This window comes from Variovorax sp. RKNM96 (genome assembly GCF_017161115.1).
Taxonomy (GTDB): Bacteria; Pseudomonadota; Gammaproteobacteria; order Burkholderiales; family Burkholderiaceae_C; genus Variovorax.
In genome coordinates this window covers 4,921,284-4,945,303 of the sequence record NZ_CP046508.1, presented here as the reverse complement: position 1 = coordinate 4,945,303, position 24,020 = coordinate 4,921,284, and the positions used below count along the sequence as shown (strand labels likewise).

The following is a 24,020-nucleotide window of genomic DNA, read 5'->3' as shown; positions in this document are numbered from 1 at the left end:
GCTGGCAAGGAGGGTGAAGAACTCACCGCTGCCCAACCGAAAGGCCTGTCTCCATGTCCGCATCCCGCCCGTCCGCCTTGCGCCCGTTCGCAGAGCGCCGCCTGAACACCGTCCTTCGCCATGCCCTGATGGCGCTTGCCCTCGGCGGCCTGGCCGGCGCGGGAGGGCCGGCCTTCGCGCAGGCGTCGCCATCGCCGTCATCGCTCGACGCCGCCGCATCCCGCGCCTACGACATTCCCGCCGGCCCGCTCGGCCGTACGCTCGCCACCTTCGCGGCCGGCAACGGCATCGCGCTGTCGTTCGACCCCGCGCTGACGCAGGGGCGCAGCAGCCCTGCGATTTCGGGCCGTTACACCGCGCGCGAAGCCATCGAGCGCCTGCTCGCGGGCAGCGGCCTGCAGGTGGTCGCGCGCACCGACGGCAGCTACACGCTGAACCGCCGCGAGGCCGGCGCTCCCGCCGCGGGAGCCGTCGGCACCGACACGCTCGCGCCTGTCACCGTCACGGCCGACGCCGATCGCAGCGGCACCACCGAAGGCACCGGCGCGTACACCACGCGCGCCACGGCGGCGGCCATGGGGCTCGCGCTCTCGCCGCGCGAGACGCCGCAGTCGGTCACCGTGATCACGCGCCAGCAGATGGACGACCAGAACCTGCTGTCGCTCGGCCAGGCCATGCAGAGCGTGCCCGGTGTGTTCTCGGTGAGCTCCGACAGCGACCGCACCGACCTGTACGCACGCGGCTTCTACATCGACAACTACCAGTACGACGGCGTGCCGACCACGGTCACCACCGACTTCTTCGGCGCCTCCACCAACGACCCGGTGCTGTACGACCGCATCGAGGTCGTGCGCGGCTCGACCGGGCTGCTCACCGGCGCGGGCAACCCGTCGGCCTCGGTCAACCTGGTGCGCAAGCACGCCGACAGCAAGGTGTTCGCCGGCAACGCGTCGCTCGCGCTGGGCTCGTGGAACCTGCGCCGCGGCACGGTCGACCTGCAGACGCCGGTCACCAAGGACGGTCGCGTGCGCGCCCGCATCATCGGCATGACGGAAGACCGCGACTCCTTCATCGACATGTACCACGGGCGCAAGCATGTGCTGTACGGCGTGGTCGATGCCGACCTCTCGCCGAGCACCACGCTGAGCGTGGGCATCGAGTCGCAGGCCACCCGGCCCACGTCGTCGACCTGGGGCGGCCTGCCGCTGACCTTCAGCGACGGCACGGCCACGCGCTGGGACCGCTCCAAGACCATCGGCACGCCGTGGACCCACTGGGACACGACCACCACCACCGCCTTCGCGAACCTCACGCACCAGTTCGACAACGGCTGGAAGCTCAAGGCCAACGCCTCGCACCGCGACAGCCAGCAGAACGCCAAGCTGCTGTACCTCTTCGGCGGCCTCGACCGCCTCACCGGTCGCGGCCTGGGCTCGCTGCCCGGCTACTTCGAGCATGAGTTCCGCCAGAACAGCCTCGACCTGCAGGCCACCGGCCCCTTCACGCTGCTGGGCCGCACGCACGAACTCGTGGTGGGCATCACCAACAGCCAGTCGCGCTACGTGGAGGCCAACCATCCGCGCACCAGCCCGTTGCCCAGCACCGGCAACTTCTACGACTGGAACGCTTCGTCGTACCCCGAGCCGGCCTGGGACCCGCTGAAGGTCTCGGGCATCACCAAGACGCGCCAGACCGGCTACTACGGTGCCGCGCGCCTGTCGCTGGCCGATTCGCTCAAGCTCATCGTGGGCGGCAGGCAGAACAGCTGGCGCTCCACGCGCCTGACCGCCGACGCCCCGACCACCCGCAAGCACGAGGTGTTCACGCCCTACGCGGGCCTGGTGTACGACCTGGGCGACACCTACTCGGTGTACGCGAGCTACACCGACATCTTCCAGCCGCAGAACTACCGCGACGCCACCGGTTCGTACCTCGACCCGGTGACCGGCAAGAGCTACGAGATCGGCCTCAAGGGCGAGCACCTGAACGGCAAGCTCAACACCTCCATCGCCGTGTTCCGTGCCGAGCAGGAAAACGTGGCGCAGCGCGACGGCACCAGGCTCGTGCCCAACTCGACCGAAGGCGCCTACTACGGCGCGCGCGGCGTGACCAGCAAGGGCATCGAGCTGCAGGTGTCGGGCGAGCTGGCCCCGGGCTGGCAGCTGAGCGCAGGCATCGCGCGCACGCTGGGCCGCGAAGGCAACGGCGACCGCATCAACACCACCATGCCGACCACGCAGGCCACGCTGTTCACCACCTACCGGCTGCCCGGCGAATGGCACCGGCTCACGCTGGGCGGCGGCGTCAACTGGCAGAACCGCACGTACTACGCGTACAGCGTGGGCGACGTCGACCTGCGCTACCAGCAGGGCTCGCGCGCGGTCGTGAGCCTGATGGCGCGCTACGCCTTCACGCCCAAGCTCGCGCTGCAGCTGAACATCGAGAACCTCTTCGACAAGAAGTACTACAGCAACATCGACGGGCAGGCCTACTTCGGCACGCCGCGCAACGCGGTGGCGACGCTGAGCTACGCGTTCTGACCGCGAACACGCGGCGAAAGGCGGGGTGCTGCGCCAGCGCCTTCAGCAAAGACGAAAACAAATGCATCCGCAGGGCTGGACGAGCACTTCGCGCCGAGAATCGGCGCCCCGTGTTCCGTTCCTTTTCCTTCCCGCATGCGCTTTCGTCCGGTCTTCCTGCTTCTTTTCCTCGGCCTTTCCATCCCGCCGCTGGCGCATGCCGCGTCGTCGCGCAACTGCCTCATCGTCGGCGTGACCGACGGCGACACGCTCACCGCGCGCTGTGGCCGCATCGGTGCCTACGAACAGGTCAAGGTGCGCATCGCCGCGATCGACGCCCCTGAAAAAAAGCAGCCGTACGGCCAGCGCAGCCGGCAGGCGTTGAGCCGCCTCTGCTACGCCGAGAAGGCGGTCATCACCGAACGCGACACCGACCGTTACGGCCGCACCGTGGCCGACGTGTCGTGCAACGGCGAGGACGCCGGCAGCCGCATGGTCTCCGACGGCTGGGCCTGGGTGTACGACTACAACAAGATCGCGACCAAACGCGGCGGCGGGCTCTTCAAACTGCAGGACAGCGCCCGCTCGCGGCACCTGGGGCTCTGGGCCGATGCGAAGCCGGTGCCGCCGTGGGACTGGCGCAAGAGCCAGCGCGAATCGCACTGGGGTGAAGGCTTCTTCTAAGGCCGGATACGGAGCCCGAATTTCGTCGCGGGCGATTTCCGGATTGAATTCGGATGTTCGACGAATTGCCTAAAACAGCTGGACGAAGAAATTCACGCTGCTCCCCACTTCGCAGGTCAATGCAATATTTCGCAATGGCTGGTAGGTGGGCAGCGAAAGCGTCGTGATCGTCAATTGAACCGAGCGGTCGGTGTTCACGCGGAAGCGGATGATCTCGTTCACTGGCTGGTTGCCCAGGCCGAGCGTGAAATGGGTGTTCGAGAACGCGATCGTTCCATTGGGCAGGATGTTGAACGGATCGATGACCAGGCCCCCGCTCACAGCCGGGCTCGGCTCGCCGGCATTGTCGTTCCTGCACTTGGACACATCGAAGCTCGTGCGCACCGCCTGCCCGCGCATGAGCGCCTTCGCGAGGGCCGGCACGTCGTCCAGCGGAATGGACTGGGCGTGGGCGAAAAATGGCGCGGCAATGCAGGCCGCCGCCACTACGTATTTACGTAGGAAATGGGGCATTGGAATTGTCCGGATCGGATTTGAAAAGGAATCGAAGAATTGCAAAAAAGCGATGCCTTTTCAATTCAGTCATTGGAATTAGATTCCGAAAATCTGTCACCCAAAAGCGTGCCCGTTGTCATGGGAGATTCACGGGCTCACGCCACGATCGAAAGTTCTCACAACCCCACACAAAGAGATCAGAGAAATGGCCAAAGACTTCGAGCAGATGGAGGACTCCAACCCTTCCGCCAACCCCACGATCCACGACGTGTCCGACCCGAAGCGCCGGGTGTTCGTGCGCGGCGGTCTCGCGGCGGCGGTGGCGGGGCTTTTCGGGCCGCTCGCGGCCGGCACGCTGGCCGGTTGCGCCACCACGGGCAGCAGCTCGTCGGTGAGCACGCTGGGCCGTGCCATCGGCTTCAAGAGCGTGCAGATGGCGGCCGTCGACCGCGTCGTCGTGCCCGAGGGCTACAGCGCACAGGTGATCTACCGCTGGGGCGACGCCACCGGCATCGCGGGCCGCATGCCCGCCTTCAAGACCGACGGCTCCAACACCGCCGACGAACAGGCCCTGCAGGCCGGCATGCACCACGACGGCATGGCCTTCTTTCCGCTCGACGGTTCGAACCGCGGCCTCCTGGTGCTGAACCATGAATACGTCGACGACGGCCTGCTGCACACCGACGGCATGAAGACCTGGACGCCCGAGAAGGTGCGCAAGTCGATGCACGCGCACGGCGTGTCGGTCATCGAACTGCAGCGCGAGGGCGCGAAGTGGTCGCAGGTGCTGCCGTCGCGTTTCGCGCGCCGCATCACCGCACTCACCCCGATGACGCTCACCGGCCCCGCCGCCGGCCACCCGATGCTGCGCACCGCGGGCGACCCGACCGGCACGCAGGTGCTGGGCACTTACAACAACTGCTCCAACGGCCAGACGCCGTGGGGCACCTACCTCACCTGCGAAGAGAACTTCGCCGATTACTTCGAAGGCACCGACACCCCCGACGCGCACCAGAAGCGCTGGGGCATTCGCAAGGGCAACGGCGCCAAGTACCGCTGGCACGAGCACGAAGAGCGCTTCGACGTGGCCAGGCACCCGAACGAATCGAACCGCTACGGCTGGGTGGTCGAGATCGATCCGCAGGACCCCGGCTCGACCCCGCGCAAGCGCACCGCCATGGGCCGCGCCGCGCACGAAGGCGCGGCCACCGCGCTCACCAACGACGGCCGCGCCGTCGTCTACATGGGCGAGGACTCGCGCTTCGAATACATCTACAAGTTCGTGAGCCGCGACAAGGTGCAGCCCGGCGGCGCGGCCGCCAACCGCGAGCTGCTCGACCACGGCACGCTGTACGTCGGCCGCTTCGACGTGGACGGCACCGGCGAATGGCTGCCGCTCGTGCAGGGCCAGAACGGGCTCGTGGCCGACAAGGGCTTCGCGAGCCAGGGCGACGTGCTCATCAAGGCGCGCCAGGCGAGCGACCTGCTGGGCGCCACGAAGATGGACCGCCCCGAGTGGACGACCGTCGATCCGCTGACGAAGGAGGTCTACTGCACGCTCACCAACAACAGCAACCGCGGCGCACCGGGCCAGCCCTTCATGGACGCGGCCAATCCACGCTCGAACAACACGATGGGCCAGATCATCCGCTGGAAGGAAAGCGGCGACCTCGACGCGACCAAGTTCGCGTGGAACCACCTCGTGCTCGCGGGCGACCCGAAGCAGTCGCGCTACGAAGCGCAGGGCAACATCAAGGGCGACACATTCGGCAGCCCCGACGGCCTGATGGTCGACGCGCGTGGCGTGCTGTGGATCGAGACCGACGTGTCGACCTCCACGCTCGGCAAGGGCGACTACAGCAACCTGCCGAACAACCAGATGCTGGCCTGCGACCCGACGAAGGGCGAGATCCGCCGCTTCCTGGTCGGCCCGGCCGGCTGCGAGATCACGGGCCTCACGGCCACGCCGGATTTGCGCACGCTCTTCATCAACATCCAGCACCCGGGCGAGCCGGCCAACGAGCGGAGCGACCCGGATCGTCCGCTCGCGGTGTCGAAATGGCCTGACGGCGCAGGGCGCCCGCGCTCGGCCACCGTGGTCATCACGAAGAACGACGGCGGCGTGATCGGGACCTGATGCCGGAAGCGGCGGCGCTCAACAGGCGCCGCTGCTCCAGCAACGCAGCGAGGGCATGAACAGGCCCACCACGAAGGTGATCGCGCAGAACACCAGCAGGATCAGCGCCGCCATGCGCAACCCCTCGGCGTTCCAGCGCGGCGCGAAGCCGCTGATGAAACCCGAGGCCCATGTGCCCTCGATCCGCTCCGCGCCGCCCCAGCGCAGCACCCAGAGAAGGAAGAGTGCTTCGACGGCATGAATGGCGATCCACCAGATCAGCGACAACATGGCCTCGGCTCCTGGTTCAGGATTCGCTCTTCCCTTGGACGTCGGCCACCACGCGTGCGTTGCGCTGGAAGCTCCAGTACGCGCCGGCCCAATCCATCATCACGACGATGCGGTTGCGAAAGCCGATGAGGAAGTACGCGTGCGCGAACAGCCAGAACAGCCACGCGAGCCGGCCGCTGAAGCGCAGCGGGCCGAAGGGCGTGCCCAGGTCCACCACCGCCGAGTTGCGGCCGATGGTCGCGAGGTTGCCGTAGTCCGCATAGCGGAACGGCGCGGTCGGCTGGCCGGCGATGCGGCGCAGGATGTTCGACGCCGCGGCGCGGCCCATCTGCTTGGCGCCGGGCGAAACGCCGGGCACCGGTTTCGGCGGCTTGCCGGGCGCATGGCTCATGGCGGCCGCGAGGTCGCCCACCACGCTGATTTCGGGATGGCCCGCGAGGCTCAGGTCGGGCTCGACCTTGATGCGGCCCGCGCGGTCGCATTCGACGCCGGTGGCAGTTCCGAGCATGCGGCCCAGCGGCGAAGCCGCGACGCCCGCGGCCCAGACCACGCAGCTGCTATCGATTCGGTAGCTCGCGACCGGTGCGCCGTCCGCACCGCCACCGGTCTGCACTTCGAGCCCGGTGCTGTCGATAGCGGTGACGCGCGCATTCAGCCGGACTTCGACGCCGAGCTTTTCCAACTGCTCAAGGGCCTTCTGGCTCAGCGACTCAGGCATGGCCTGCAGCACGCGCGGGCCGCCTTCGACCAGCAACACCTGCGAACTGCTGGGGTCGATGTGGCGGAACTCGCCCGAGAGCGTGTGCTTGGCGATTTCGGCCAGCGTGCCGGCCATCTCGACGCCGGTCGGGCCGGCGCCGATCACCACGAAGGTGAGCAGGGCGCGGCGAAGCGCGGGGTCGGTGGTGGTCTCGGCGGTCTCGAACGACAGCAGCACGCGGCGTCGGATCTCGAAGGCATCGGCCAGCGTCTTCAGGCCCGGCGCGACCGGCGCCCATTCGTCGTGGCCGAAGTAGCTGTGCGTGGCGCCGGCGGCGACGATCAGGTGGTCGTAGGGCACGCTGGTGCCGCTGGCCAGCTGCACCGTGCGGCCGGCGGGATCGATGGCGCTCACTTCGCCGAGCAGCGTGGTGATATTCGGTTGCTTGCGAAACAGCGCGCGCACCGGCGCCGCGATGGAAGGCGCTGCGAGCCCGGCGGTCGCCACCTGGTAGAGCAGGGGCTGGAACAGGTGGTGGTTGGTCTTGTCGATCACGGTGACATCGACGTCGGCGCGCTGCAGCTTGCGGGCGGCCTCGAGTCCGCCGAATCCGCAGCCGACGATGACGACTTTGGGCCTGCCCGGGGGAGTGTTCGTTTGCATCGAACGGATGATACGCAGCCGTCCTGCACGCCCCGTCATCTTGTGCCACAGTGGCTGCCCGTCGAATTCTTGGCGGCGGCCCAGCGGCGTTTTGTCCTACGGACTGCTCCGACTCGAATGGGCTAAAACTTGCGGCTGACCCGACTGGAGACCCCATGACGCTTTCCCGGCCGATCACACAGGCGGCGAGCACGTTGCGCGACAGGTTCCGCGAAGTGCGCGCCACGAGCCTGGCACTTGCCGCCCCGCTTTCCGCCGAAGACCAGTGCATCCAGTCGATGCCCGATGCGAGCCCGACGAAGTGGCATCTCGCGCACACGACGTGGTTCTTCGAGACCGTGCTGCTGCAGCCGCATGCACAGGGCTACCAGCCTTTCGACACGCGGTTCCATTACCTCTTCAATTCCTACTACGAGGCGCTCGGGCCGCGTCATCCGCGCCCGCAGCGCGGGCTGCTCACGCGGCCTTCGGTGGACGAGGTGCATGCGTACCGGCGGCATGTGGACGAGGCGGTGCTCGCGCTGCTTGAAGGTGGCGTCGACGAGCAGGACTGGGCCGCCATCGAGCCGATCGTCACGCTCGGGTTGAACCACGAGCAGCAGCACCAGGAGCTGCTGCTCACCGACATCCTGCATGCGCTCTCGTGCAACCCGCTGTTGCCTGCGTACAAGCCGGCGAGCGGGCCCGCGTTGCGGCTGGCCGCCGTGCCGCCCGCGGTGCGCTGGATATCGCAGCACGGCGGCATCGCAGAAGTGGGACATGCGGGGCAGGACTTCTCCTTCGACAACGAGACGCCGCGCCACAAGGCGCTGCTGCAGCCATATGCGATTGCCGACCGGCTGGTGAACTGCGGCGACTATGCGCAGTTCATTGCCGATGGCGGGTATCAGCGTGCGGAGCTGTGGCTGTCTGATGGATGGGCCGCGGTGCAGGCGAATGGCTGGCGCCATCCGGCGTACTGGCTCGCAGCCGACGATCCACGCCTGAATCTCGGAACGCAGCAGCAAGGCACTGCTGCCGAATGGCATGTGTTCGGGCTGCACGGCGTGCGGCCGATGGAGGCCGATGCGCCGGTGTCGCAGTTGAGTTTTTATGAAGCCGCTGCGTATGCCGAATGGGCCGGCGCCCGGCTGCCGACCGAGTTCGAATGGGAGGCCGCGTTCGACGCGCCCGGCATCACGCAGATGGCCGGCCATGTCTGGCAGTGGACGCGTTCGTCGTATGACCCGTATCCCGGCTTTCGCCCGATGCCCGGCATCGCGGCCGAATACAACGGTAAGTTCATGGTGGGGCAACTGGTGTTGCGTGGTGGCAGCGTGGCCACGCCAGCCGGGCACTCGCGGCCCAGCTATCGCAACTTCTTTCCGCCGGCCGCGCGCTGGCAGTTCTCGGGGCTGCGGCTCGCGAAAGACCTTTGATCATGCGCAATCCAACTTCTTCTTCGTCGCTCTCTTCGTTCGTTGCCTCGAAGACGTCCCGTTCGCCGGCGGCCGTCGTGCCGCTGTCCGAATTCGGGCGGGAGATGCAGGCGGGCCTGGCGCGTACGCCGCGCAGCATCTCGCCCAAGTTTTTTTACGACGCAGCGGGCTCGCAGTTGTTCGACCGCATCTGCGAGCTGCCCGAGTACTACCCGACGCGCACCGAGCTGCGCATCCTCGGCGAATGTGCGGGCGAGATCGCCGAGCAGATCGGGTCGAATGCGGAGATCGTGGAGTTCGGGGCGGGATCGCTCACGAAGGTGCGTTTGCTGCTCGATGCGCTCGAGACGCCCAAGCGCTATCTGCCGATCGACATCTCGGGGGAGCACCTCGAGGCGGCTGCGGAGAGGTTGAAGGCGGACTATCCGGCGCTTGTGGTGCAGCCCATTGCTGCGGATTACACGATGCCGCTGGTGCTGCCTGCACCTTTGGCTGGTTCCGGTCGCCGCGTCGGATTTTTCCCGGGGTCGACGATCGGCAATTTCGAGCCTGATGAGGCGCTGGCTTTTCTGCAGCTGGCGGCGCGGATGTTGCGGGGCGGGGGGCTCTTGATTGGCGTTGATCTGGTGAAGGCGCCGGAGCGGTTGCATGCGGCTTACAACGATGCGCAAGGGGTGACTGCGGAGTTCAATCTGAACTTGCTTCGTCGTGCGAATGCGGAGTTGGATGCTGATTTCGATCTGGATGGGTTTGCGCATGCGGCGTTCTATAACGCGCCTCGGCAGCGGATTGAGATGCACCTTGTTAGTCGGCGGGCTCAGAGCGTTTCTTTGAATGGGGAACGGTTTGGGTTTGAGGAAGGGGAGACCATTCATACGGAGTATTCGCACAAGTTCACTGTGGATGGGCTTCGTGCGTTGGCTGTTCGTGCCGGGTTTCGACCGGGGGCGGTTTGGACGGATCCGGAGAAGCTCTTTAGCGTTCACTGGCTGGCTGCCTAGATTGCTTTCCGAGGCCGGGTCTCGCCCCGGCGGGCGAGCTACTTTCTTTTGCTTCGCCAAAAGAAAGTAGCCAAAGAAAAGGCGACCCCACTGTCTGCGACCCTTCGCTGCGCTACGGGCAACCTGCGGTGCTCGCGTTTCGCGGGGTCTCGCAGAACTCGCTTCGCTCAAACAGCTGCGAGCCCTGATCCGCGAAACGCTGCGCTCCTCGGCGCAGCCAGAGGGGAGGGGGAGACGAACGGGCCATTGCTTTGCTCGGCCCGCAATCGGGCCTTTGCTTCGCTCGGTCTGGATTGGCTCCCTCTCCCTTTGGGAGAGGGCTGGGGTGAGGGCACCGTGGCCGAGCGAAGCAAAGGCCCGTAAAGCATTGGGCCGCCGAGCGCAGCGATGGCCTGCTGGTCCCCAAATCCCTTCTGTATGCGCCGAGGAGCGGAGCGTTTCGCGGATCAGGGCTCGCCCTTGTTTGAGCGAAGCGAGTTTGGGCGAGACCCCGCGAAACGTGAGCACCGCAGGTTGCCCGCAGCGAAGCGGAGGGACGCAGACAGCAGGGTCGCCTTTCTTTTGCCTACTTTTCTTTGGCGAAGCAAAGAAAAGTAGGTCGGCCGCCGGGCCGAGACCCGGCCTCGGAAAGCAAACATCCAAATAGGGTTCATACAGCCAACGCAAAAGCGGCCGTACCAAGCAACGGCACAATACCCAAGCCCCGTGCGGCAGCGCAACGGACAGCGCCCCCGCCACCCCTCCCTCTGGAGACCAAGACAAATGAAAGCAACCTGGAACGGCGTCACCATCGCCGAAAGCGACGACACCGTGCTCGTCGAAGGCAACCACTATTTCCCGATGAGTTCGCTCAACCGCGATCACGTCACCTTCAGCAACCACAAGACCACCTGCCCCTGGAAGGGCACCGCGAGCTACTACTCGCTGCTGGTCAACGGCGAGCTCAACACCGACGCCGCCTGGTACTACGCCGACCCAAAGCCCGAAGCCGAGGAAATTCGCGACCGCGTTGCGTTCTGGAAGGACGTGAAGGTCAGCGCGTGACCACGGCCGCCTTCACGCCCCCCTTCATCGACCCAGCTGAACTGCCCGCCGCCCTGCGCGAACAGGGCTACGCGGTGCTGAGCCCGAAGGGTGTCAGCGACTGGCTGGGCGCACCGCTCGCGCAACTGGAGGCCCTGCACGCGGACTGGAACGATCTTCCACCCGACGAGTACCTCAAGGACGGCGGTCGCTACCGCACGCGGCGCCACGCCTGCTTCACCGTCGAGGCCGATGACAACGCCACGCTGCAGCAGGTGCCGCACCGCGCGCACTGGCAGCCGGTCGAATACAACGCGCTGCACGGCGGCATGCAGCGCTGGTTCGCGCCGATGCTCGCCGAGACCATCGTGCAGCCGGTCTGGCAGCGCCTGCTGCAGCGTCTGGGCACTGCAGCGAGCGACATGCGCGGTGCGCCGCAGAAATGGTTTGTCGAGGCGCATCAGTTCCGCATCGACACCGCGGGCGGCATCGGCCGCCCGACCCCCGAAGGCGCGCACCGCGACGGCGTCGACCTGGTGGCCGTCGCGTTGGTCGGTCGTCAAGGCATCAAGGGCGGCGAGACGCGCGTGTTCGAGGCCAACGGCCGGCGCGGCGAGCGCTTCACCATGACCGAGCCGTGGACGCTGCTCGTGCTCGACGATGCACGCGTCATTCACGAATCCACGCCGATCCAGCCGCTCGAGGAGGGTGGCGCGGGCTGGCGCGATACGCTCGTGATCACTTGCCGATCGCAGGGTTTCCAAGGCGATTGACGCTCGCAGGCGGTACTTTGGGTGCCGCTGGCACGAGTCCTACAGCCACCTACCGGTGTAGCGGTTAAATTCGGGACCCGGCTCGACTTCGAGCCGTGTCTGTCTGCGAACGAAAGCGAGGTCCGCCATGTTCAATCACATCCTGGTTCCCATCGACGGTTCTGAAACTTCCATGCTCGCCGTCAGCAAGGCCAGTGGCCTCGCACTGGCTTTCGGGAGCCGCATCACGTTGATTCACGTGATCGACAACTACCCCTTCATCGGCGTGGGCGCGGACTATGCGCTCGGCCAGAACGAATACCTGGCCGCCGCCACCGCGAGCGCGAATGCGGCCTTGGCACGCGGCGTTGCGGCACTCGCGGCCGAAGGCCTGCACAGCGACCAGCGCGTGATCGACGGCCACGTGGTGCACGAAGGCATCGTCGACACGGCCATCGCCATCGCGGCCGACCTGATCGTGATGGGCTCGCATGGCCGCAGCGGCATCGAGAAACTGCTGCTGGGCAGCGTCACGCAGCGCGTGCTGCAGGACGCGACCATGCCGGTGCTCGTGGTCAAGGGCGGCTGAGCGAAAAACCCGATTTGCTTTCGAAGCGAAGGGCTTGCTGCGTCGCCGGGTGCACGAAGGCCAGTTCACTCGCATGCAGCATCAGGCGCGCTGCACGCGCCTGCACCACGGCATCGCCATACAGCGCATCGCCGAGGATCGGATGACCGATCGACAGCAGGTGCACGCGCAACTGGTGCGAGCGACCGGTCTCCGGCTCCAGCAGCACATGGGTCGCGCTGAAGCCTCCCTGCACCGATGACGCCAGCGCACGCCAGCGCGTGAGGCTGGGTTTGCCCGCGGGGTCGGTCTTCTGCAGGGGCCTGCGCGGCCAGTCGGCCATCAGCGGCGCATCGATGACCGACCAGTCTTCGCGCACGGGCATCGCGCCATCGACGATGGCTTCGTAGCGCTTGTGCACCTGCCGGTCGGCAAAGGCCGCGCTCAACGCGCGCTGCATCTCGAGGCTGCGCGCCATCACCACGAGGCCGCTGGTGGCCATGTCGAGCCGGTGCACGATCAGCGCATCGGGCCATTGGCGCATCGCGCGGGCGCTCAGGCAGTCCTGCTTGTCGTCGCCGCGGCCGGGCACGCAGAGCAGGCCCGGGGGCTTCTCGAGCACCAGCAGGTGGGCGTCTTCGTGGATGGGGTGCAGCAGCGGCGCGGTCATGAAGCAAGCGAGTGTAGAGAGAGCGCGCAAGGCAGGGCATTGCGCCTTGCTAACGGGCGGCTCACGGCGCCTCGGCTATCCTCGACGCACAATGTCCGGCCCCGCTCCCGCCTCCGCTTCCTCCCCCCAGCCCAGTTTTTCCGACCTGACGCGCGAGCGCCCCTTCATGCACATGTGGACGGCGCGGCTCTTCGGCACCGCGGCCTCGCAGATGCTGCTGGTGGCCATCGGCTGGCACATGTACGAGCTCACCAGCAGCGCCTGGGACCTGGGCCTCGTCGGGCTCTACCAGTTCGTTCCCGCACTCTTGCTGGCGCTGCTGGCCGGCCACATCGTCGACCGCCACCACCGCGGTCGCATCGTCGCGGCCTGTTTCGCGGTGCAGGGACTGGTGGGGCTGGTGCTGCTCTTGGCCGTGCTTGAGAAGCACGACACGCGCGGCCTGCTGCTGGGGCTTTCGCTGGTGCTGGGCGCGGTGCGCGCCTTCCAGATGCCGGCGCAGCAGGCGCTCACGCCCCTCTTGGTGCCACCCTCGATGCTCGCGCGGGCCATGGCGTTCAGTTCGGCCGGCATGCAGGGCGCGATCATCGGCGGCCCGGCCCTCGGCGGGCTGCTGTTCGTGGCGGGCATGTCGGTGGTGTACGGCGCGAGCGTGGCGTTCTTTGCCGTCGCCTGCGTGCTGGTGCTGCGGCTGCGCTATGCCTACACGCCGGCCGCGCGCGAGCCGGTCACGCTGTCCACGGTGTTCGCGGGCGTCGACTTCATCTGGAAGCGCAAGCCTGTGCTCGGTGCCGTTTCGCTCGATTTGTTCGCGGTGCTGCTGGGCGGTGCGGTGGCGCTGCTGCCGATCTATGCGAAGGACATCCTGCACACGGGTCCCTGGGGGCTCGGGCTGCTGCGCGGTGCGCCCGCTGTCGGGGCGCTGGTGATGTCGATCGCGCTCACGCGGCGTCCGGTCGAGCGGCACGTGGGGCGCACGCTGCTGCTGGCCATCGGGCTCTTTGGCCTTTGCATGGTGGTGTTCGGCATCTCCAAGAGCTTCGTCGTCTCGCTGATCGCGCTCGCGGTGTCGGGCGGGGCGGACATGGTCAACGTGGTGATCCGCCAGACGCTGGTGCAGCTGGAGACGCCCGATGCCATGCGCGGGCGGGTGAGCGCGGTCAATTCGATCTTCATCGGCGCGAGCAACCAGCTCGGCGAATTCGAATCGGGCGCCACGGCGGCGCTGCTCGGGCCCGTGGGGTCGGTGGTGGTGGGCGGCGTGGGAACGATGCTGGTGGCGCTGACGTGGTTCAAGCTGTTCCCGTCGCTGGCGCAACGTGATCGACTCGTGGTCGCGGTGCCTGCCGGCGCCAAGCCGGTCGGTCCGGCCTCCTAGTCCTGGAAAACCGAAAACGCTCTCGGCGCGTCGAGCGCAAGGTCGTCCAGCGCCTCCGCCACGCAGGGCAGGATCCAGCCTTCGTCCTTCTCGTCGATGCTCAGGCCGGGCCATTCGATGATGTGCCGCACATGGCCCGACACCAGCCGGCAGATGCAGGTGCGGCAGGTGCCGTTTCTGCAGGAACTCGGCAGTTCGATGCCGGCCGCCTCGGCGGCCTTCAGGAGCGTGGTGCCCGGTTCGGTCTCGAAGTCGAGGCCCGAGGGCTCGAGTCGGACCTTCATTCCCGGGGTGGCTGTTGTTGTTGCTGCTGCTCGCGGCGCTGTTCGCGCAGCATGAAGAGATAGAGGCTCTCGACCTTCTCGCGCGCCCAGGGCGTCTTGCGCAGGAACTTGAGGCTGGAGCCCACGCTCGGGTCGATCTGGAAACAGCGGATGGGAACGAGCTCGCCGAGGTGTTCCCAGCCGTACCAGTCGGCCAGCGAGGTGACGATGGCCTCCAGCGTGAGCCCGTGCAGCGGGTTGCGGGGCTGGGCCGGCTTTGCTGCAGGAGCCGGGGCTGGTGGAGCCCCGGCCGGTGCCTCGTCGGTCACTTGTTCTTGAGCTTGCCGCGCGGAATCACCGCGGTGGTGATCGTGCGGACCGGCTCGATGCCGCCGGTGCCTACGGGCTTGGGCGGCGAGGTGTCCTTCTTCGGTTTCTTGGCTTCCTTGGTGCTGCGTTGCTGACTCTTTGCCATGACTTTTCTCCAGTTGATGCTACGGATGCACCGGGCAGTTTAGCGGTGCGGCGACAATAGCCGGTTCCATTGATTTCCCTGCATTCATGTCCGATTACGAAGTTCGCCCCGCCACGATGCGCGACGCCAAGGCCGTCGCCGAAGTCCATGCCCTGGCCGCCAAGGCCGCCTACGAAGGCATCCTCCCCGAAGAAGAGCTGCGCACGCTGGCCCCGGCCACCCGCGAAGCCAAGTGGCGCGAAGCCATCGAATTCAGCGAGCCGCAGGTGCAGGTGGTCACGCTCGGCAACGAAATCGTCGGTTTCGTCGGCTTCGATCGCTCGCGCGACCCCAAGACGCCGTCCACCACGGGCGAGATCTGGGCCATCTACGTCAAGCCCGAGCACTGGGGCAAGGGCGTGGGCGTCGCCCTCTGGGACGCGGCGCGTGAAGGCCTCGAGGAAGAGGGCTGCACCACGGTCACCATCTGGGTGCCCATTCGCAACGACCGCGCCATGCGTTTCCACGAACTCGCCGGCTTCAAGCGCGAGATGAAGACGGCCAAGACCACGCTGCTGGGCACCGTCCGCATCGAGGAAATTCGCCTCAAGCGCAGCGTTTCCTGACCTCGTACGGTTATTGCGCGTGCGTGCAGCCGCTACGGATAAGCTCGCCGCTTCCTTTTTCAGACTGACCAACTTCCATGGCCACCAGCCTGCTCCTGCTGCTCGACGACATCGCGACCGTCCTCGATGACGTGTCGATCCTCACCAAAGTCGCCGCCAAGAAGACGGCCGGCGTGCTCGGCGACGACCTTGCGCTCAATGCGCAGCAGGTCTCCGGCGTCAGGGCCGAGCGCGAGATCCCTGTGGTCTGGGCGGTCTGCAAGGGCTCGTTCATCAACAAGGCGATCCTGGTGCCTGCGGCGCTGGCCATCGGCACCTGGCTGCCCTGGCTGGTGACGCCGCTCCTGATGATCGGCGGTGCGTTTCTCTGCTTCGAAGGCGCCGAGAAGCTCGCGCACAAGTTCCTGCACAAGAAGGAACACGAAGCCGACACCCAACGCCACGAGAAAGCCGTGGCCGACGAGGCGGTGGACGTGGTGGCGATCGAGAAGGACAAGATCAAGGGCGCGGTGCGCACCGACTTCATCCTCTCGGCCGAAATCATTGCGATCACGCTCGGCACCGTGCAGGGCCAGCCGTTCACGACGCAGCTGAGCGTGCTGGTCGGCATCGCGCTGATCATGACCATCGGCGTGTATGGCCTCGTGGCCGGCATCGTGAAGCTCGATGACGCGGGCCTTTACCTGAGCCAGCGCACGAGCGCCGCCGCGCGGGCTCTCGGCCGCGGCATCCTGGCCACGGCGCCCTGGCTCATGAAGGCGCTGTCGGTGGCCGGCACGGCCGCCATGTTCCTCGTGGGCGGCGGCATCCTGGTGCACGGCGTGCCCGCGTTCGGCCATGCGGTCGAAGACTGGGCCAAGGCCACGGGCGGCGTGTTCGGCACGCTGGGATCGATGGGCGTGAACGCCGTCGTGGGTCTTGTTGCCGGCGCGATCGTGCTGGCGGTGGTGGAGCTTGTCGGCAAGCTGCGCGGCAAGAAGGGCTGAGCCCGCCGCGGCAAGCGCACACCCTTCAGCTGAAACCCGCCGCGAGGCGGGTTTTTTCTTTCAGGGGCGCTGCTTGTTGCGCTGGAACAGGCCGACGCCGACCAGCGCGATGCCCAGCACCAGCGCGAACCAGCCGACCAGGTAGGCCCCCGCCACCATCTCGAACCAGCGCGTGCCCTGCAGGAAGCGCGGTGCCAGCAGCACGGCGGCGCCGATGACGAGGCAGAGGATGCCGCGTTCGAGCGTGCGGAGTTGTCGTTGGGGTCGGGCCATGGTTCTTTGTTCGGGTGAGAGGACTTGCGGTCAGTGCGTCATTGTCCCGCGCATCGCGGCGGGGTGACCTTGCAACGGGAACGATTTGCCTGTCGGCACCAGCGTGTCGCCATCGACGCGCAGGATCGTGATGTCCTGGTCGATGAAATTCCCCACATAGAGATACTTGCCGTCGGCGCTCCACACCGCGCCTTCGGGCAGGCCGCGCACCACCACCTCGTTGGCGCGGGTGACCTTCTTGCCATCGATCTTCAGCAGCACCACCGAGCCATTGCGGTTGTAGAAGTAGGCGTTCTTCGCCGAGTTGCTGCCGCGCAGGATCACCGCGACCGCATGCCTGCCGGTCGGGCTCACCGCCAGGCCTTCGGGGCCGTCGCCGACCACGACCTTGTCGATCACGCGCGGCGGCGCGGCTTCCATGTCGATCACGCTCACCGTGTCGACCTGCCCGTCCGATGCGCCCGAGTTGCCGTTGTCGGCCGTGAGCGCGAGCTTGCCGTCGGGCGTCACGTCCACGTTGTAGGGCCAGAGGCCGGCTGCGAGGTCGACCTTGTTGTAGCTGACCTTCTCGCCGTTCACTTCGAGCAGCGCGATCTTGTGGGTTGGAAACTTGGCGACCAGGGCGCGCTTGCCATCGGGCGTGAAGCGCACGTGCGCCACCGAATCGTTCATGGCCACGGTGTCGACGAGCGTCACCTTCTTGCCCGCGATGCGCAGCACGCTCACCGAGTTGTCGGCGCGGTTGGCCACCAGCGCGAGGTTGCCCGCGCGATTGATCGACAGGCCCGAAGGCTGCTTGCCCACGGTGAGCGTGTCGATCAGCCTGGGCGGCGTGGTGGTCAGGTCGACCACGAAGAGGCGGTTGTCGGGCACTTGCTTGCGCACGCCGTTTTCCTCGACCACGTTGAGCGAATTGGCGACCAGCGCGAGCGTCTCGCCGGGCGTGATCGCGAGGTTGGTCGGCGGGCCGGCGATGGTGTTGTCCAACTGCAGCGTGCCGACGACCTTGGGTGCGAGCGGATCGGTGCCGATGTCGAGCACCTGCACCGTGTCGCGTCCCATGGGGGCGAGGATGACGGCGCCTGCGTCGTTCCACGACTGCTTTTCGTCGTTGGCCACGATCATCAGCTGGCGCTGCGGCACGGTGGGGGTCAGGTTGGTGCAGCCGGAAATTGCTGCAGCGGCGGCGATGGCGGCCAGGGCAAGGGCAGCCGGTGCGGCTCGGTGGAACTTCATGGTGCGTGTCTCCGTTGTTGTGTGTCGTTGTTGCGCGGGCCTTGGGGCCGCTGCGCATCGTAGCGGCACAATCATTCGCCCCAACACCCCAGAGCAACCCGCATGACCATCGAGATATCCAAGGAAGCGCGCCAGCAGGCGATCACCTCGATCGAGCGCTACTTCAACGAGAACATGGAAGAGAAGATCGGCAACATCGCGGCCGGCGCGCTGCTCGGTTTCTTCCTCGAGGAAATCGGACCCATCGTCTACAACAAGGCCGTGGCCGAGGTGCAGGAACGCTTGCAGTCCCGTATCTCCGAAGTCGATCTCGAAGTGCACGAGGACGAGTTCCAGTACTGGCGCAAGTTCGAAAGGCAGAAGAAGGGCAAGTAGGCCCCGGCGTAGCGCGCACGCATCGCCCGCCATTCAAAGATGCTTCCAAACGTTGCAGAATCCCAAGCCATGCAACTCCACCGCCCGACCACCCGTTTTTCGCCTGTCTCGCTGCTGCGCCCGCTGATCGCCGTGTCGCTCGTGCTGGCCGCATCCCTCGTAGCCGCCCAGCAGGAGCCGCCCTCGGCATTCCCCCTGGACGCCACCGGCTACCTGAACGAGGAGCTGCCGCGCATGGAGGCTGCCATCGCCGCCCGGGACCGCAGCTTCTTCCACGGTGCGATGGTCCGCACGGTGCAGTTCACCGAGCGCTGGGGCTTCAAGGTGAAGGCCAACCCGGACCTCGCGGCCTACCCGATGTGCACCTCGGCGGTGATGGACTACGTGGTCGTCGGCATGTGCAAGCTGACGCCCGGCGACGAGGCCTGCGAGCCCGGCCTCGCGCCACGTTTCGATGCCAATGTGCAGCGCTGCCGCGAGCTGGCGGCGCAAAAATAGCCGTCCGATCCTTCAACGAAGAAAAAAGTCCTCGTCTTTCGGGCGCAGGGCGGAGACACCATGGACTACTCTCGCTACCAGACCCTCGCCATCACGCGCCGCGGCGCCAACGGCACCGTGCTCGACATCCAGATGCGCGCGGCCAACGGCAAGCTGCCGACCGCGGGCCATGACGGGCATCGCGAGCTCGCCGAGATCTGGCGCGACCTCTCGGCCGACGACACGGTGCGCTGCGCGGTGCTTCGGGGCGAAGGCCTCGGCTTCTCGGGCGGCGGCGATCTCGGGCTGGTGCAGGACATGGCCACCGACGACGCCATCCGCCAGCGCGTGTGGAAAGAGGCGCGCGACCTCGTCTACAACATCATCAACTGCGACAAGCCCATCGTGAGCGCGATGCACGGCCCGGCCGTGGGTGCAGGGCTGGTGGCCGGCCTGCTCGCCGACATTTCCATCGCCACGAAGAGCGCGAAGATCGTCGACGGCCACACGCGCCTGGGCGTGGCGGCGGGCGACCATGCGGCCATCGTCTGGCCGCTCCTGTGCGGCATGGCCAAGGCCAAGTACCACCTGCTGCTGTGCGAGCCGGTGAGCGGCGAGGAGGCCGAGCGCATCGGCCTGGTGTCGCTTGCGGTGGACGAGGCCGACCTGCTGCCGCGCGCCTACGAAGTGGCCGACCGGCTCGCGGCCGGCAGCCAGAGCGCGATCCGCTTCACCAAGTACGCGCTCAACAACTGGCTGCGCCAGGCCGGCCCGACCTTCGATGCTTCGCTGGCACTCGAATTCATGGGCTTCGCGGGCGCCGACGTGCGCGAGGGTGTGGCTTCGCTGCGCGAGAAGCGCGCGCCGAACTTCGGTTGAAGCCCGGCCGGTTGAATCAGGCCTTCTTGAGGCCTTGCAGCGTCTGCAGCAGCACGACGCGCGTCTGCCCCAGCACCATGCCTTTCCACTCGTCGTTGTCGCAGTAGAACGCGTCGCGCAGTCCCTGACGGATCTCGCGCTTCTGCGCTTCCGGCGCCTCGGGATGGCGGCGCAGCCAGGTGTCGGCGCGCAGGCGGGTCAGCACTTCCAGATCGGGCAGCGTGCCGAACTCCAGGCCCATCGGCGCGACGCGGGCGTTCGGGCATTCGTCGTACGCGGTCGAGATGACGGGGCCCGACACGTCGGCCGATGCCGAGTCGCCGGCAAAGGGCGCGAAGACGTCGGCGCCCCACCAGGCATGCGCCAGCGCAAGGTCTTCGGGCGTGTTGCGGCCCGGGTAGATCTTCTCGCCGTGGCCGTAGGGGCCGAGGCCGGTGTGCACGTCGATCCAGCCGAGGTGGGTGGCCGATGCCGCGTACTTGCGCAGGATCGCGCGAATGGTCCTGTTGCTCCAGGACGGCGCGGTGCCGCCGTAGAACAGGCCGTCGGGCGAGGTGTACTGGCCCTTGGTCACGGCCGCGCGGAAGGCGGTCATGCCGTGCTTGCCGATATAGGCGCCCACGGCCGCGTCGTCGGCGGCCGTCGGCGGCCAGGTGGCTGGCAGCACCAGCGCCTCGACCTCGGCATAGCCGGCGTTCACCGGCAGCGGCGCATTGAAGTCGATGTGGTTGCGGTTCAGGTCGATGTTGTCTTCGTTCGTGCGGTGCAGGTGCGAAAAGCCATGCGGGTTGACCGCATGCACCAGCAGCAGCGCCACGCCGGCCTGTTCGAGCCGCGAGAGCAGGTCGGCATCGTGGAGCGTCGCGACCTGCGCGCCCGAGCCGCAGAAGCCTTCGGGGCCGTGCGTGCCGGAGGTGACGAGCAGGACCTTCTTCGCGTCCTTTGCGCCGATCAGCGCCACATCGGTGGCGAGCTCTTCGCCGAGCGCGCCGCGGTGCGCGGGATGCACGAACGATTCGATGGCCGCGCCGCGCTGGGCGGCGGCGTCCAGGAACTTGGCGCGGGCTTCGACATACGTGCCGGAGAAATGGCGCGTGGCGGCGGTGGGTTGTGTCTGCATGGGTAGGGCTCCTGTGCGTGAACGGGGAAATGTTTTTCAGGCGGCTGCGTGCGCATCCGCGGCGTCGATGTCGCGGCCCGTGTGGTCGCGCAGCCAGATCAGGCCGAGCAGCGAGACCACAGTCATCGCCACGAGGTACCAGGCCGGCGCGAGCTTGCTGCCGGTGGCGTTGACCAGCCAGGTGCTGATGAAGGGCGCGAAGCCGCCGAACAGCGCCACACCGACGCTGTAGACCAGCGACATGCCGCTCGCGCGCACGCGCTTGGGGAACATCTCCGGCAGCATCGTGATGCCGGGCACGGTCTGCACCACCAGGCCGACGCTGAACACGCCGAGCACGACGAACAGCACCAGCGGCGTCGGCGAGGCATTGAGCCACAGGAAGCCGGGATAGATCAGGATCGCCATCGCGATGCGGCTCCAGAAGATGAGCGTCTTGCGCCCCACGATGTCCGAGAGCTTGCCCACGAACGGTGCGAACGCGAACGAGATCAGCCCCGTGAGCGCCGCGCCGAACAGCGCCACCGAGGGCGTGAGGCCGAGTTCGCGCACCGCATAGGTCGGCATGTAGAAGGTCACGACATACGCGGCCGTGGTGCCGCCGACGATCGCCAGGATCGCGGCCAGCACCGTCTTGCCGTGCTGCGTGCAGACGATCTTCAGGCTGCTTTCGCGCGGCGCGGCCGCTTGTTCGGGCGAGATGTGCAGCGATTCTTCGAGATGGCGGCGGATGTACATGCCCACCGGCGCAATCAGCATGCCGATGACGAAAGGCACGCGCCAGCCCCAGCTCTGCATCGCCTCGGGCGTGAGCGAGAAGGTGAGCGCGCCCACCACGATGGCGCCGAGCATCACGCCCAGGCCCTGGCTCGCGAACTGCCAGCTCGCCATGTAGCCGCGGTTGGCGGGCGTGGCGTGCTCCACCAGCAGCGTGGTCGAGGCACCCACTTCGCCGCCGGCCGAGAAGCCCTGGATGAGCCGCGCCAGCACGATCACGATCGGCGCCGCGACGCCGATGGCCGCGTAGGTGGGCGTGAAGGCGATGAGCGCGCAGCCCAGCGCCATCAAAAAGATGGTGAGCGTCATGGCCTTCTTGCGGCCCGCGCGGTCGGCGTACGCGCCGATCACGATACCGCCCAGCGGCCGCATGATGAAACCGACGCCAAAACTGGCCACCGTCAGCAGCAGCTGGCCGTACGAATTGAAGGTGGGAAAGAAGAGCTTGCCGATCACGAGCGCGAGGAAACCGTAGACCGTGAAGTCGAAGAACTCGAGCCCGTTGCCGATGGTGGTGGCGACGATGGTCTGGCGCCGGCGGGCGGACGAGGGCTGCGTGCTTGGGATGCTCATGTCTCTCCAGTTGTGCTTTTGTGGGATCTGGTTGGAAGGTCGATCGACCGCGGCGGATGCTAGAGACTTGGTGCTGTCATGAAAAGACAATAATTGGGCGATAACGATAACTTTTGGTTGTCATAACCCCGGTACCTTGAGCGATGAAGCCCAATCAGTTACACGCCTTCGTGGCGGTGGTCGAGCAGATGAGCATCCGCGCCGCCGCGCGCGTTCTGGGCCTCTCGCAGCCGGCCGTGACCAAGATCGTGCGCGAACTGGAGCGCGAGGTGGGCGCGCCGCTGGTGGAGCGCAGCGTCAAGGGCGTGCGGCTCACCGAGTTCGGCAAGGCCTTCGCGCCGCGCGCGCGGCTGCTGCTGGCCGACATGGCGCGAGCGCGCGACGAGATCGCGCAGATCCGCGACGGCGCGACCGGCACGGTGTCGATGGCGGTGAGCGCATCGTTCGCGCTCACCGTGCTGCCCGCGGCCTTCAAGGATTTCCACACGCGCCTGCCCGCGGTCGATGTGCAGTTCAGCGAGGCCGTGCTGCCCTGGATGCTCGCGCGGCTGCGCGATGGGTTCCTCGATTTCGCGGTGGCCCACGTGGTGCCCGGCACGCTCGATGCGCAGTTCGAGGCGCTGGAACTGTTCCCGGTGCAGCTGGTGGTGGGCCTGCGCGAGCGCCATCCGCTGCGGGGGGCGCGTTCGCTACAGGACCTGTACGGCGGCGAATGGATCCTGCCGGGCGACGACCATGGCGGGCGCGATGCGGTGTCGCCGCTCTTCACGCCGCTGGGCCTGCCGCCGCCGGCCCGCATCATCCAGGGGCAGTCGGTCACGGTGGCGCTGGGGCTCGTCGGTCACATGGACCTGATCGGCCTCTTCGTCGAGCCGCTGGTCAAGTTGACGTTCAAGCGGCACGGCATCCGCCGGGTCGATGTCGTCGAATCGCTGCCGACGTTGAACGTGTGCGTGATCCGGCGCCGCGGCCAGTTGCCGACGCCTGCGGCGCAGCACTTCATCGACTGCATCCAGCGCGCCTCGGCGGCTGCGATGGGTGGCTAGGCCGGCGGGAAGTCGATGCCGGCTTCGCCGGTCTTCCAGGGTGCGTACTTGGGCATGGCGCGGGCGAACAGTTCCGAGACGGTCCACGCGGACAGCCAGGCGTGCAGGCGCGGCCAGGGCTGCGCGTCGAACCATGCGGCATCGACCATCGCGAACTGGCGCACGAAGGGCATGACGGCCGCGTCGGCCAAGGTTGCGTGCGCACCCGCCAGATGGGGCGAGGCCGAGAGCCGCGCTTCGAGATCGAGGAGGAACGCCGCACCGCGCTCGCGGGCCGGATGTTCGATGTCATCGAACCGCCCGGGATACTTGTAGCGGTCGAGCTGCGGCTTGAAGTCGCCATCGCAGGCGGCCACCAGCGCGAGCAGCTCGTCGAGCGTGCCGGCATCGGGCTGCAGCCAGCGCTGCGGGTCGTTGCGCCGCAGGGCCCACAGCATGATGTCCAGGCTCTGTTCGAGCACCGCACCGTCGGCCATCACCAGCACGGGCACGGTGCCCTTGGGCGAAGCGGCCAGCATCTCGGCGGGCTTGTCGCGCAGCACGATTTCGCGCAGCTCGCAGTGCGTGTCGCTCGCGATCAACGCGAGCCGGGCGCGCATCGCATAGGGGCAGCGGCGGAACGAATAGAGAACGGGGAGGGCGGTGGCGGAAGGCATG

The 24,020-nt window shown here is 67.2% G+C and carries 27 protein-coding genes; 15 read left to right on the top strand and 12 right to left on the bottom strand.

Going from position 1 to position 24,020, the window contains the following annotated elements; genetic code table 11:
* The first annotated feature begins 53 nt into the window (after nucleotides 1–53).
* The gene (gene fhuE, locus GNX71_RS22955; RefSeq protein WP_206174555.1) at nucleotides 54–2,540 is read left to right on the top strand and encodes a ferric-rhodotorulic acid/ferric-coprogen receptor FhuE; all 2,487 of its coding nucleotides are present in this window, start codon (nucleotides 54–56) and stop codon (nucleotides 2,538–2,540) included.
* Between the two features lie 135 nt (nucleotides 2,541–2,675).
* Nucleotides 2,676–3,203, top strand: coding sequence for a thermonuclease family protein (locus tag GNX71_RS22950; protein ID WP_206174554.1), 528 nt, complete (start codon nucleotides 2,676–2,678; stop codon nucleotides 3,201–3,203).
* Nucleotides 3,204–3,272: 69 nt separating this feature from the next.
* On the opposite strand, the gene GNX71_RS22945 is transcribed toward GNX71_RS22950, so the two are convergent.
* On the bottom strand, nucleotides 3,273–3,761 hold the full coding sequence (locus GNX71_RS22945) for a VirK family protein (protein ID WP_206174553.1): 489 nt from the start codon (nucleotides 3,759–3,761) through the stop codon (nucleotides 3,273–3,275).
* Between the two features lie 142 nt (nucleotides 3,762–3,903).
* On the opposite strand from GNX71_RS22945, the gene GNX71_RS22940 reads away from it, so the two are divergent.
* A complete protein-coding gene (locus GNX71_RS22940) occupies nucleotides 3,904–5,835 on the top strand; it encodes a PhoX family phosphatase (protein WP_206174552.1) in 1,932 nt (643 codons plus the stop codon).
* An 18-nt stretch (nucleotides 5,836–5,853) separates the two neighbouring features.
* On the opposite strand, the gene GNX71_RS22935 is transcribed toward GNX71_RS22940, so the two are convergent.
* Nucleotides 5,854–6,105 (bottom strand): hypothetical protein, encoded by a 252-nt coding sequence (locus GNX71_RS22935; protein ID WP_206174551.1) that lies wholly within the window; start codon nucleotides 6,103–6,105, stop codon nucleotides 5,854–5,856.
* Nucleotides 6,106–6,121: 16 nt separating this feature from the next.
* The gene (locus GNX71_RS22930; RefSeq protein WP_206174550.1) at nucleotides 6,122–7,468 is read right to left on the bottom strand and encodes an NAD(P)/FAD-dependent oxidoreductase; all 1,347 of its coding nucleotides are present in this window, start codon (nucleotides 7,466–7,468) and stop codon (nucleotides 6,122–6,124) included.
* Between the two features lie 155 nt (nucleotides 7,469–7,623).
* Between GNX71_RS22930 and egtB the strand changes: the two genes are divergently transcribed.
* The 5 genes from egtB (at nucleotide 7,624) to GNX71_RS22905 (ending at nucleotide 12,251) form a co-directional block, all read left to right on the top strand.
* Nucleotides 7,624–8,886 (top strand): ergothioneine biosynthesis protein EgtB, encoded by a 1,263-nt coding sequence (gene egtB / locus GNX71_RS22925; RefSeq protein WP_206174549.1) that lies wholly within the window; start codon nucleotides 7,624–7,626, stop codon nucleotides 8,884–8,886.
* Nucleotides 8,887–8,990: 104 nt separating this feature from the next.
* A complete protein-coding gene (egtD, locus tag GNX71_RS22920; protein ID WP_241027342.1) occupies nucleotides 8,991–9,887 on the top strand; it encodes an L-histidine N(alpha)-methyltransferase in 897 nt (298 codons plus the stop codon).
* Nucleotides 9,888–10,649: 762 nt separating this feature from the next.
* Nucleotides 10,650–10,931, top strand: coding sequence for a DUF427 domain-containing protein (locus GNX71_RS22915; RefSeq protein WP_042581675.1), 282 nt, complete (start codon nucleotides 10,650–10,652; stop codon nucleotides 10,929–10,931).
* On the top strand, nucleotides 10,928–11,683 hold the full coding sequence (locus GNX71_RS22910; RefSeq protein WP_206174547.1) for a 2OG-Fe dioxygenase family protein: 756 nt from the start codon (nucleotides 10,928–10,930) through the stop codon (nucleotides 11,681–11,683). The genes GNX71_RS22915 and GNX71_RS22910 overlap by 4 nt, the downstream gene beginning before the upstream one ends.
* A 127-nt stretch (nucleotides 11,684–11,810) precedes the next feature.
* The gene (locus tag GNX71_RS22905; RefSeq protein ID WP_013542598.1) at nucleotides 11,811–12,251 is read left to right on the top strand and encodes a universal stress protein; all 441 of its coding nucleotides are present in this window, start codon (nucleotides 11,811–11,813) and stop codon (nucleotides 12,249–12,251) included.
* On the opposite strand, the gene GNX71_RS22900 is transcribed toward GNX71_RS22905, so the two are convergent.
* Entirely contained in the window at nucleotides 12,238–12,900 is a 663-nt protein-coding gene (locus GNX71_RS22900; RefSeq protein ID WP_206174546.1) for an RluA family pseudouridine synthase, read from the bottom strand. The genes GNX71_RS22905 and GNX71_RS22900 overlap by 14 nt on opposite strands.
* Before the next feature lie 91 nt (nucleotides 12,901–12,991).
* Here GNX71_RS22900 and GNX71_RS22895 point away from each other — a divergent pair, with 91 nt between their 5' ends.
* A complete protein-coding gene (locus GNX71_RS22895) occupies nucleotides 12,992–14,278 on the top strand; it encodes an MFS transporter (RefSeq protein WP_277401804.1) in 1,287 nt (428 codons plus the stop codon).
* On the opposite strand, the gene GNX71_RS22890 is transcribed toward GNX71_RS22895, so the two are convergent.
* Genes GNX71_RS22890 through GNX71_RS22880 form a run of 3 tightly spaced genes read right to left on the bottom strand, consistent with a single transcriptional unit; the run spans nucleotide 14,275 to nucleotide 15,016 of the window.
* Nucleotides 14,275–14,562, bottom strand: coding sequence for a 2Fe-2S iron-sulfur cluster-binding protein (locus GNX71_RS22890; protein ID WP_206174545.1), 288 nt, complete (start codon nucleotides 14,560–14,562; stop codon nucleotides 14,275–14,277). The genes GNX71_RS22895 and GNX71_RS22890 overlap by 4 nt on opposite strands.
* Entirely contained in the window at nucleotides 14,559–14,870 is a 312-nt protein-coding gene (locus GNX71_RS22885; RefSeq protein WP_206174544.1) for a VF530 family protein, read from the bottom strand. The genes GNX71_RS22890 and GNX71_RS22885 overlap by 4 nt, the downstream gene beginning before the upstream one ends.
* A complete protein-coding gene (locus GNX71_RS22880) occupies nucleotides 14,867–15,016 on the bottom strand; it encodes a hypothetical protein (protein ID WP_013542593.1) in 150 nt (49 codons plus the stop codon). Before GNX71_RS22880 ends, GNX71_RS22885 begins: the two co-directional genes overlap by 4 nt.
* Nucleotides 15,017–15,102: 86 nt before the next feature.
* Here GNX71_RS22880 and GNX71_RS22875 point away from each other — a divergent pair, with 86 nt between their 5' ends.
* Both GNX71_RS22875 and GNX71_RS22870 read left to right on the top strand, forming a co-directional pair.
* Nucleotides 15,103–15,621, top strand: coding sequence for a GNAT family N-acetyltransferase (locus GNX71_RS22875; RefSeq protein ID WP_206174543.1), 519 nt, complete (start codon nucleotides 15,103–15,105; stop codon nucleotides 15,619–15,621).
* Nucleotides 15,622–15,698: 77 nt separating this feature from the next.
* Nucleotides 15,699–16,607, top strand: a complete 909-nt coding sequence (locus GNX71_RS22870; RefSeq protein WP_042581684.1) for a DUF808 domain-containing protein — start codon at nucleotides 15,699–15,701, stop codon at nucleotides 16,605–16,607.
* A 60-nt stretch (nucleotides 16,608–16,667) separates the two neighbouring features.
* Here the strand turns inward: GNX71_RS22870 and GNX71_RS22865 are convergent, their stop codons facing one another.
* Nucleotides 16,668–16,880, bottom strand: a complete 213-nt coding sequence (locus tag GNX71_RS22865; RefSeq protein WP_206174542.1) for a hypothetical protein — start codon at nucleotides 16,878–16,880, stop codon at nucleotides 16,668–16,670.
* Between the two features lie 30 nt (nucleotides 16,881–16,910).
* A complete protein-coding gene (locus tag GNX71_RS22860; protein WP_206174541.1) occupies nucleotides 16,911–18,116 on the bottom strand; it encodes a YncE family protein in 1,206 nt (401 codons plus the stop codon).
* Between the two features lie 102 nt (nucleotides 18,117–18,218).
* Between GNX71_RS22860 and GNX71_RS22855 the strand changes: the two genes are divergently transcribed.
* The 3 genes from GNX71_RS22855 (at nucleotide 18,219) to GNX71_RS22845 (ending at nucleotide 19,847) form a co-directional block, all read left to right on the top strand.
* A complete protein-coding gene (locus GNX71_RS22855) occupies nucleotides 18,219–18,491 on the top strand; it encodes a DUF2164 domain-containing protein (protein ID WP_206174540.1) in 273 nt (90 codons plus the stop codon).
* 69 nt (nucleotides 18,492–18,560) lie between these two features.
* A complete protein-coding gene (locus tag GNX71_RS22850) occupies nucleotides 18,561–18,989 on the top strand; it encodes a hypothetical protein (protein ID WP_206174539.1) in 429 nt (142 codons plus the stop codon).
* A 60-nt stretch (nucleotides 18,990–19,049) separates the two neighbouring features.
* Entirely contained in the window at nucleotides 19,050–19,847 is a 798-nt protein-coding gene (locus GNX71_RS22845; protein ID WP_206174538.1) for an enoyl-CoA hydratase/isomerase family protein, read from the top strand.
* 16 nt (nucleotides 19,848–19,863) lie between these two features.
* On the opposite strand, the gene GNX71_RS22840 is transcribed toward GNX71_RS22845, so the two are convergent.
* Complete coding sequence (locus GNX71_RS22840; protein WP_206174537.1) at nucleotides 19,864–20,967, bottom strand: M14 family metallopeptidase; 1,104 nt, start codon at nucleotides 20,965–20,967, stop codon at nucleotides 19,864–19,866.
* A gap of 36 nt (nucleotides 20,968–21,003) precedes the next feature.
* Nucleotides 21,004–22,317, bottom strand: coding sequence for an MFS transporter (locus GNX71_RS22835; protein ID WP_206174536.1), 1,314 nt, complete (start codon nucleotides 22,315–22,317; stop codon nucleotides 21,004–21,006).
* Nucleotides 22,318–22,460: 143 nt separating this feature from the next.
* Between GNX71_RS22835 and GNX71_RS22830 the strand changes: the two genes are divergently transcribed.
* Nucleotides 22,461–23,363 (top strand): LysR substrate-binding domain-containing protein, encoded by a 903-nt coding sequence (locus GNX71_RS22830; RefSeq protein WP_206174535.1) that lies wholly within the window; start codon nucleotides 22,461–22,463, stop codon nucleotides 23,361–23,363.
* Here GNX71_RS22830 and GNX71_RS22825 read toward each other — a convergent pair.
* Nucleotides 23,360–24,019 (bottom strand): glutathione S-transferase, encoded by a 660-nt coding sequence (locus GNX71_RS22825; RefSeq protein ID WP_206174534.1) that lies wholly within the window; start codon nucleotides 24,017–24,019, stop codon nucleotides 23,360–23,362. The two genes, GNX71_RS22830 and GNX71_RS22825, sit on opposite strands and share 4 nt — an antisense overlap.
* Nucleotide 24,020: the final 1 nt, after the last annotated feature.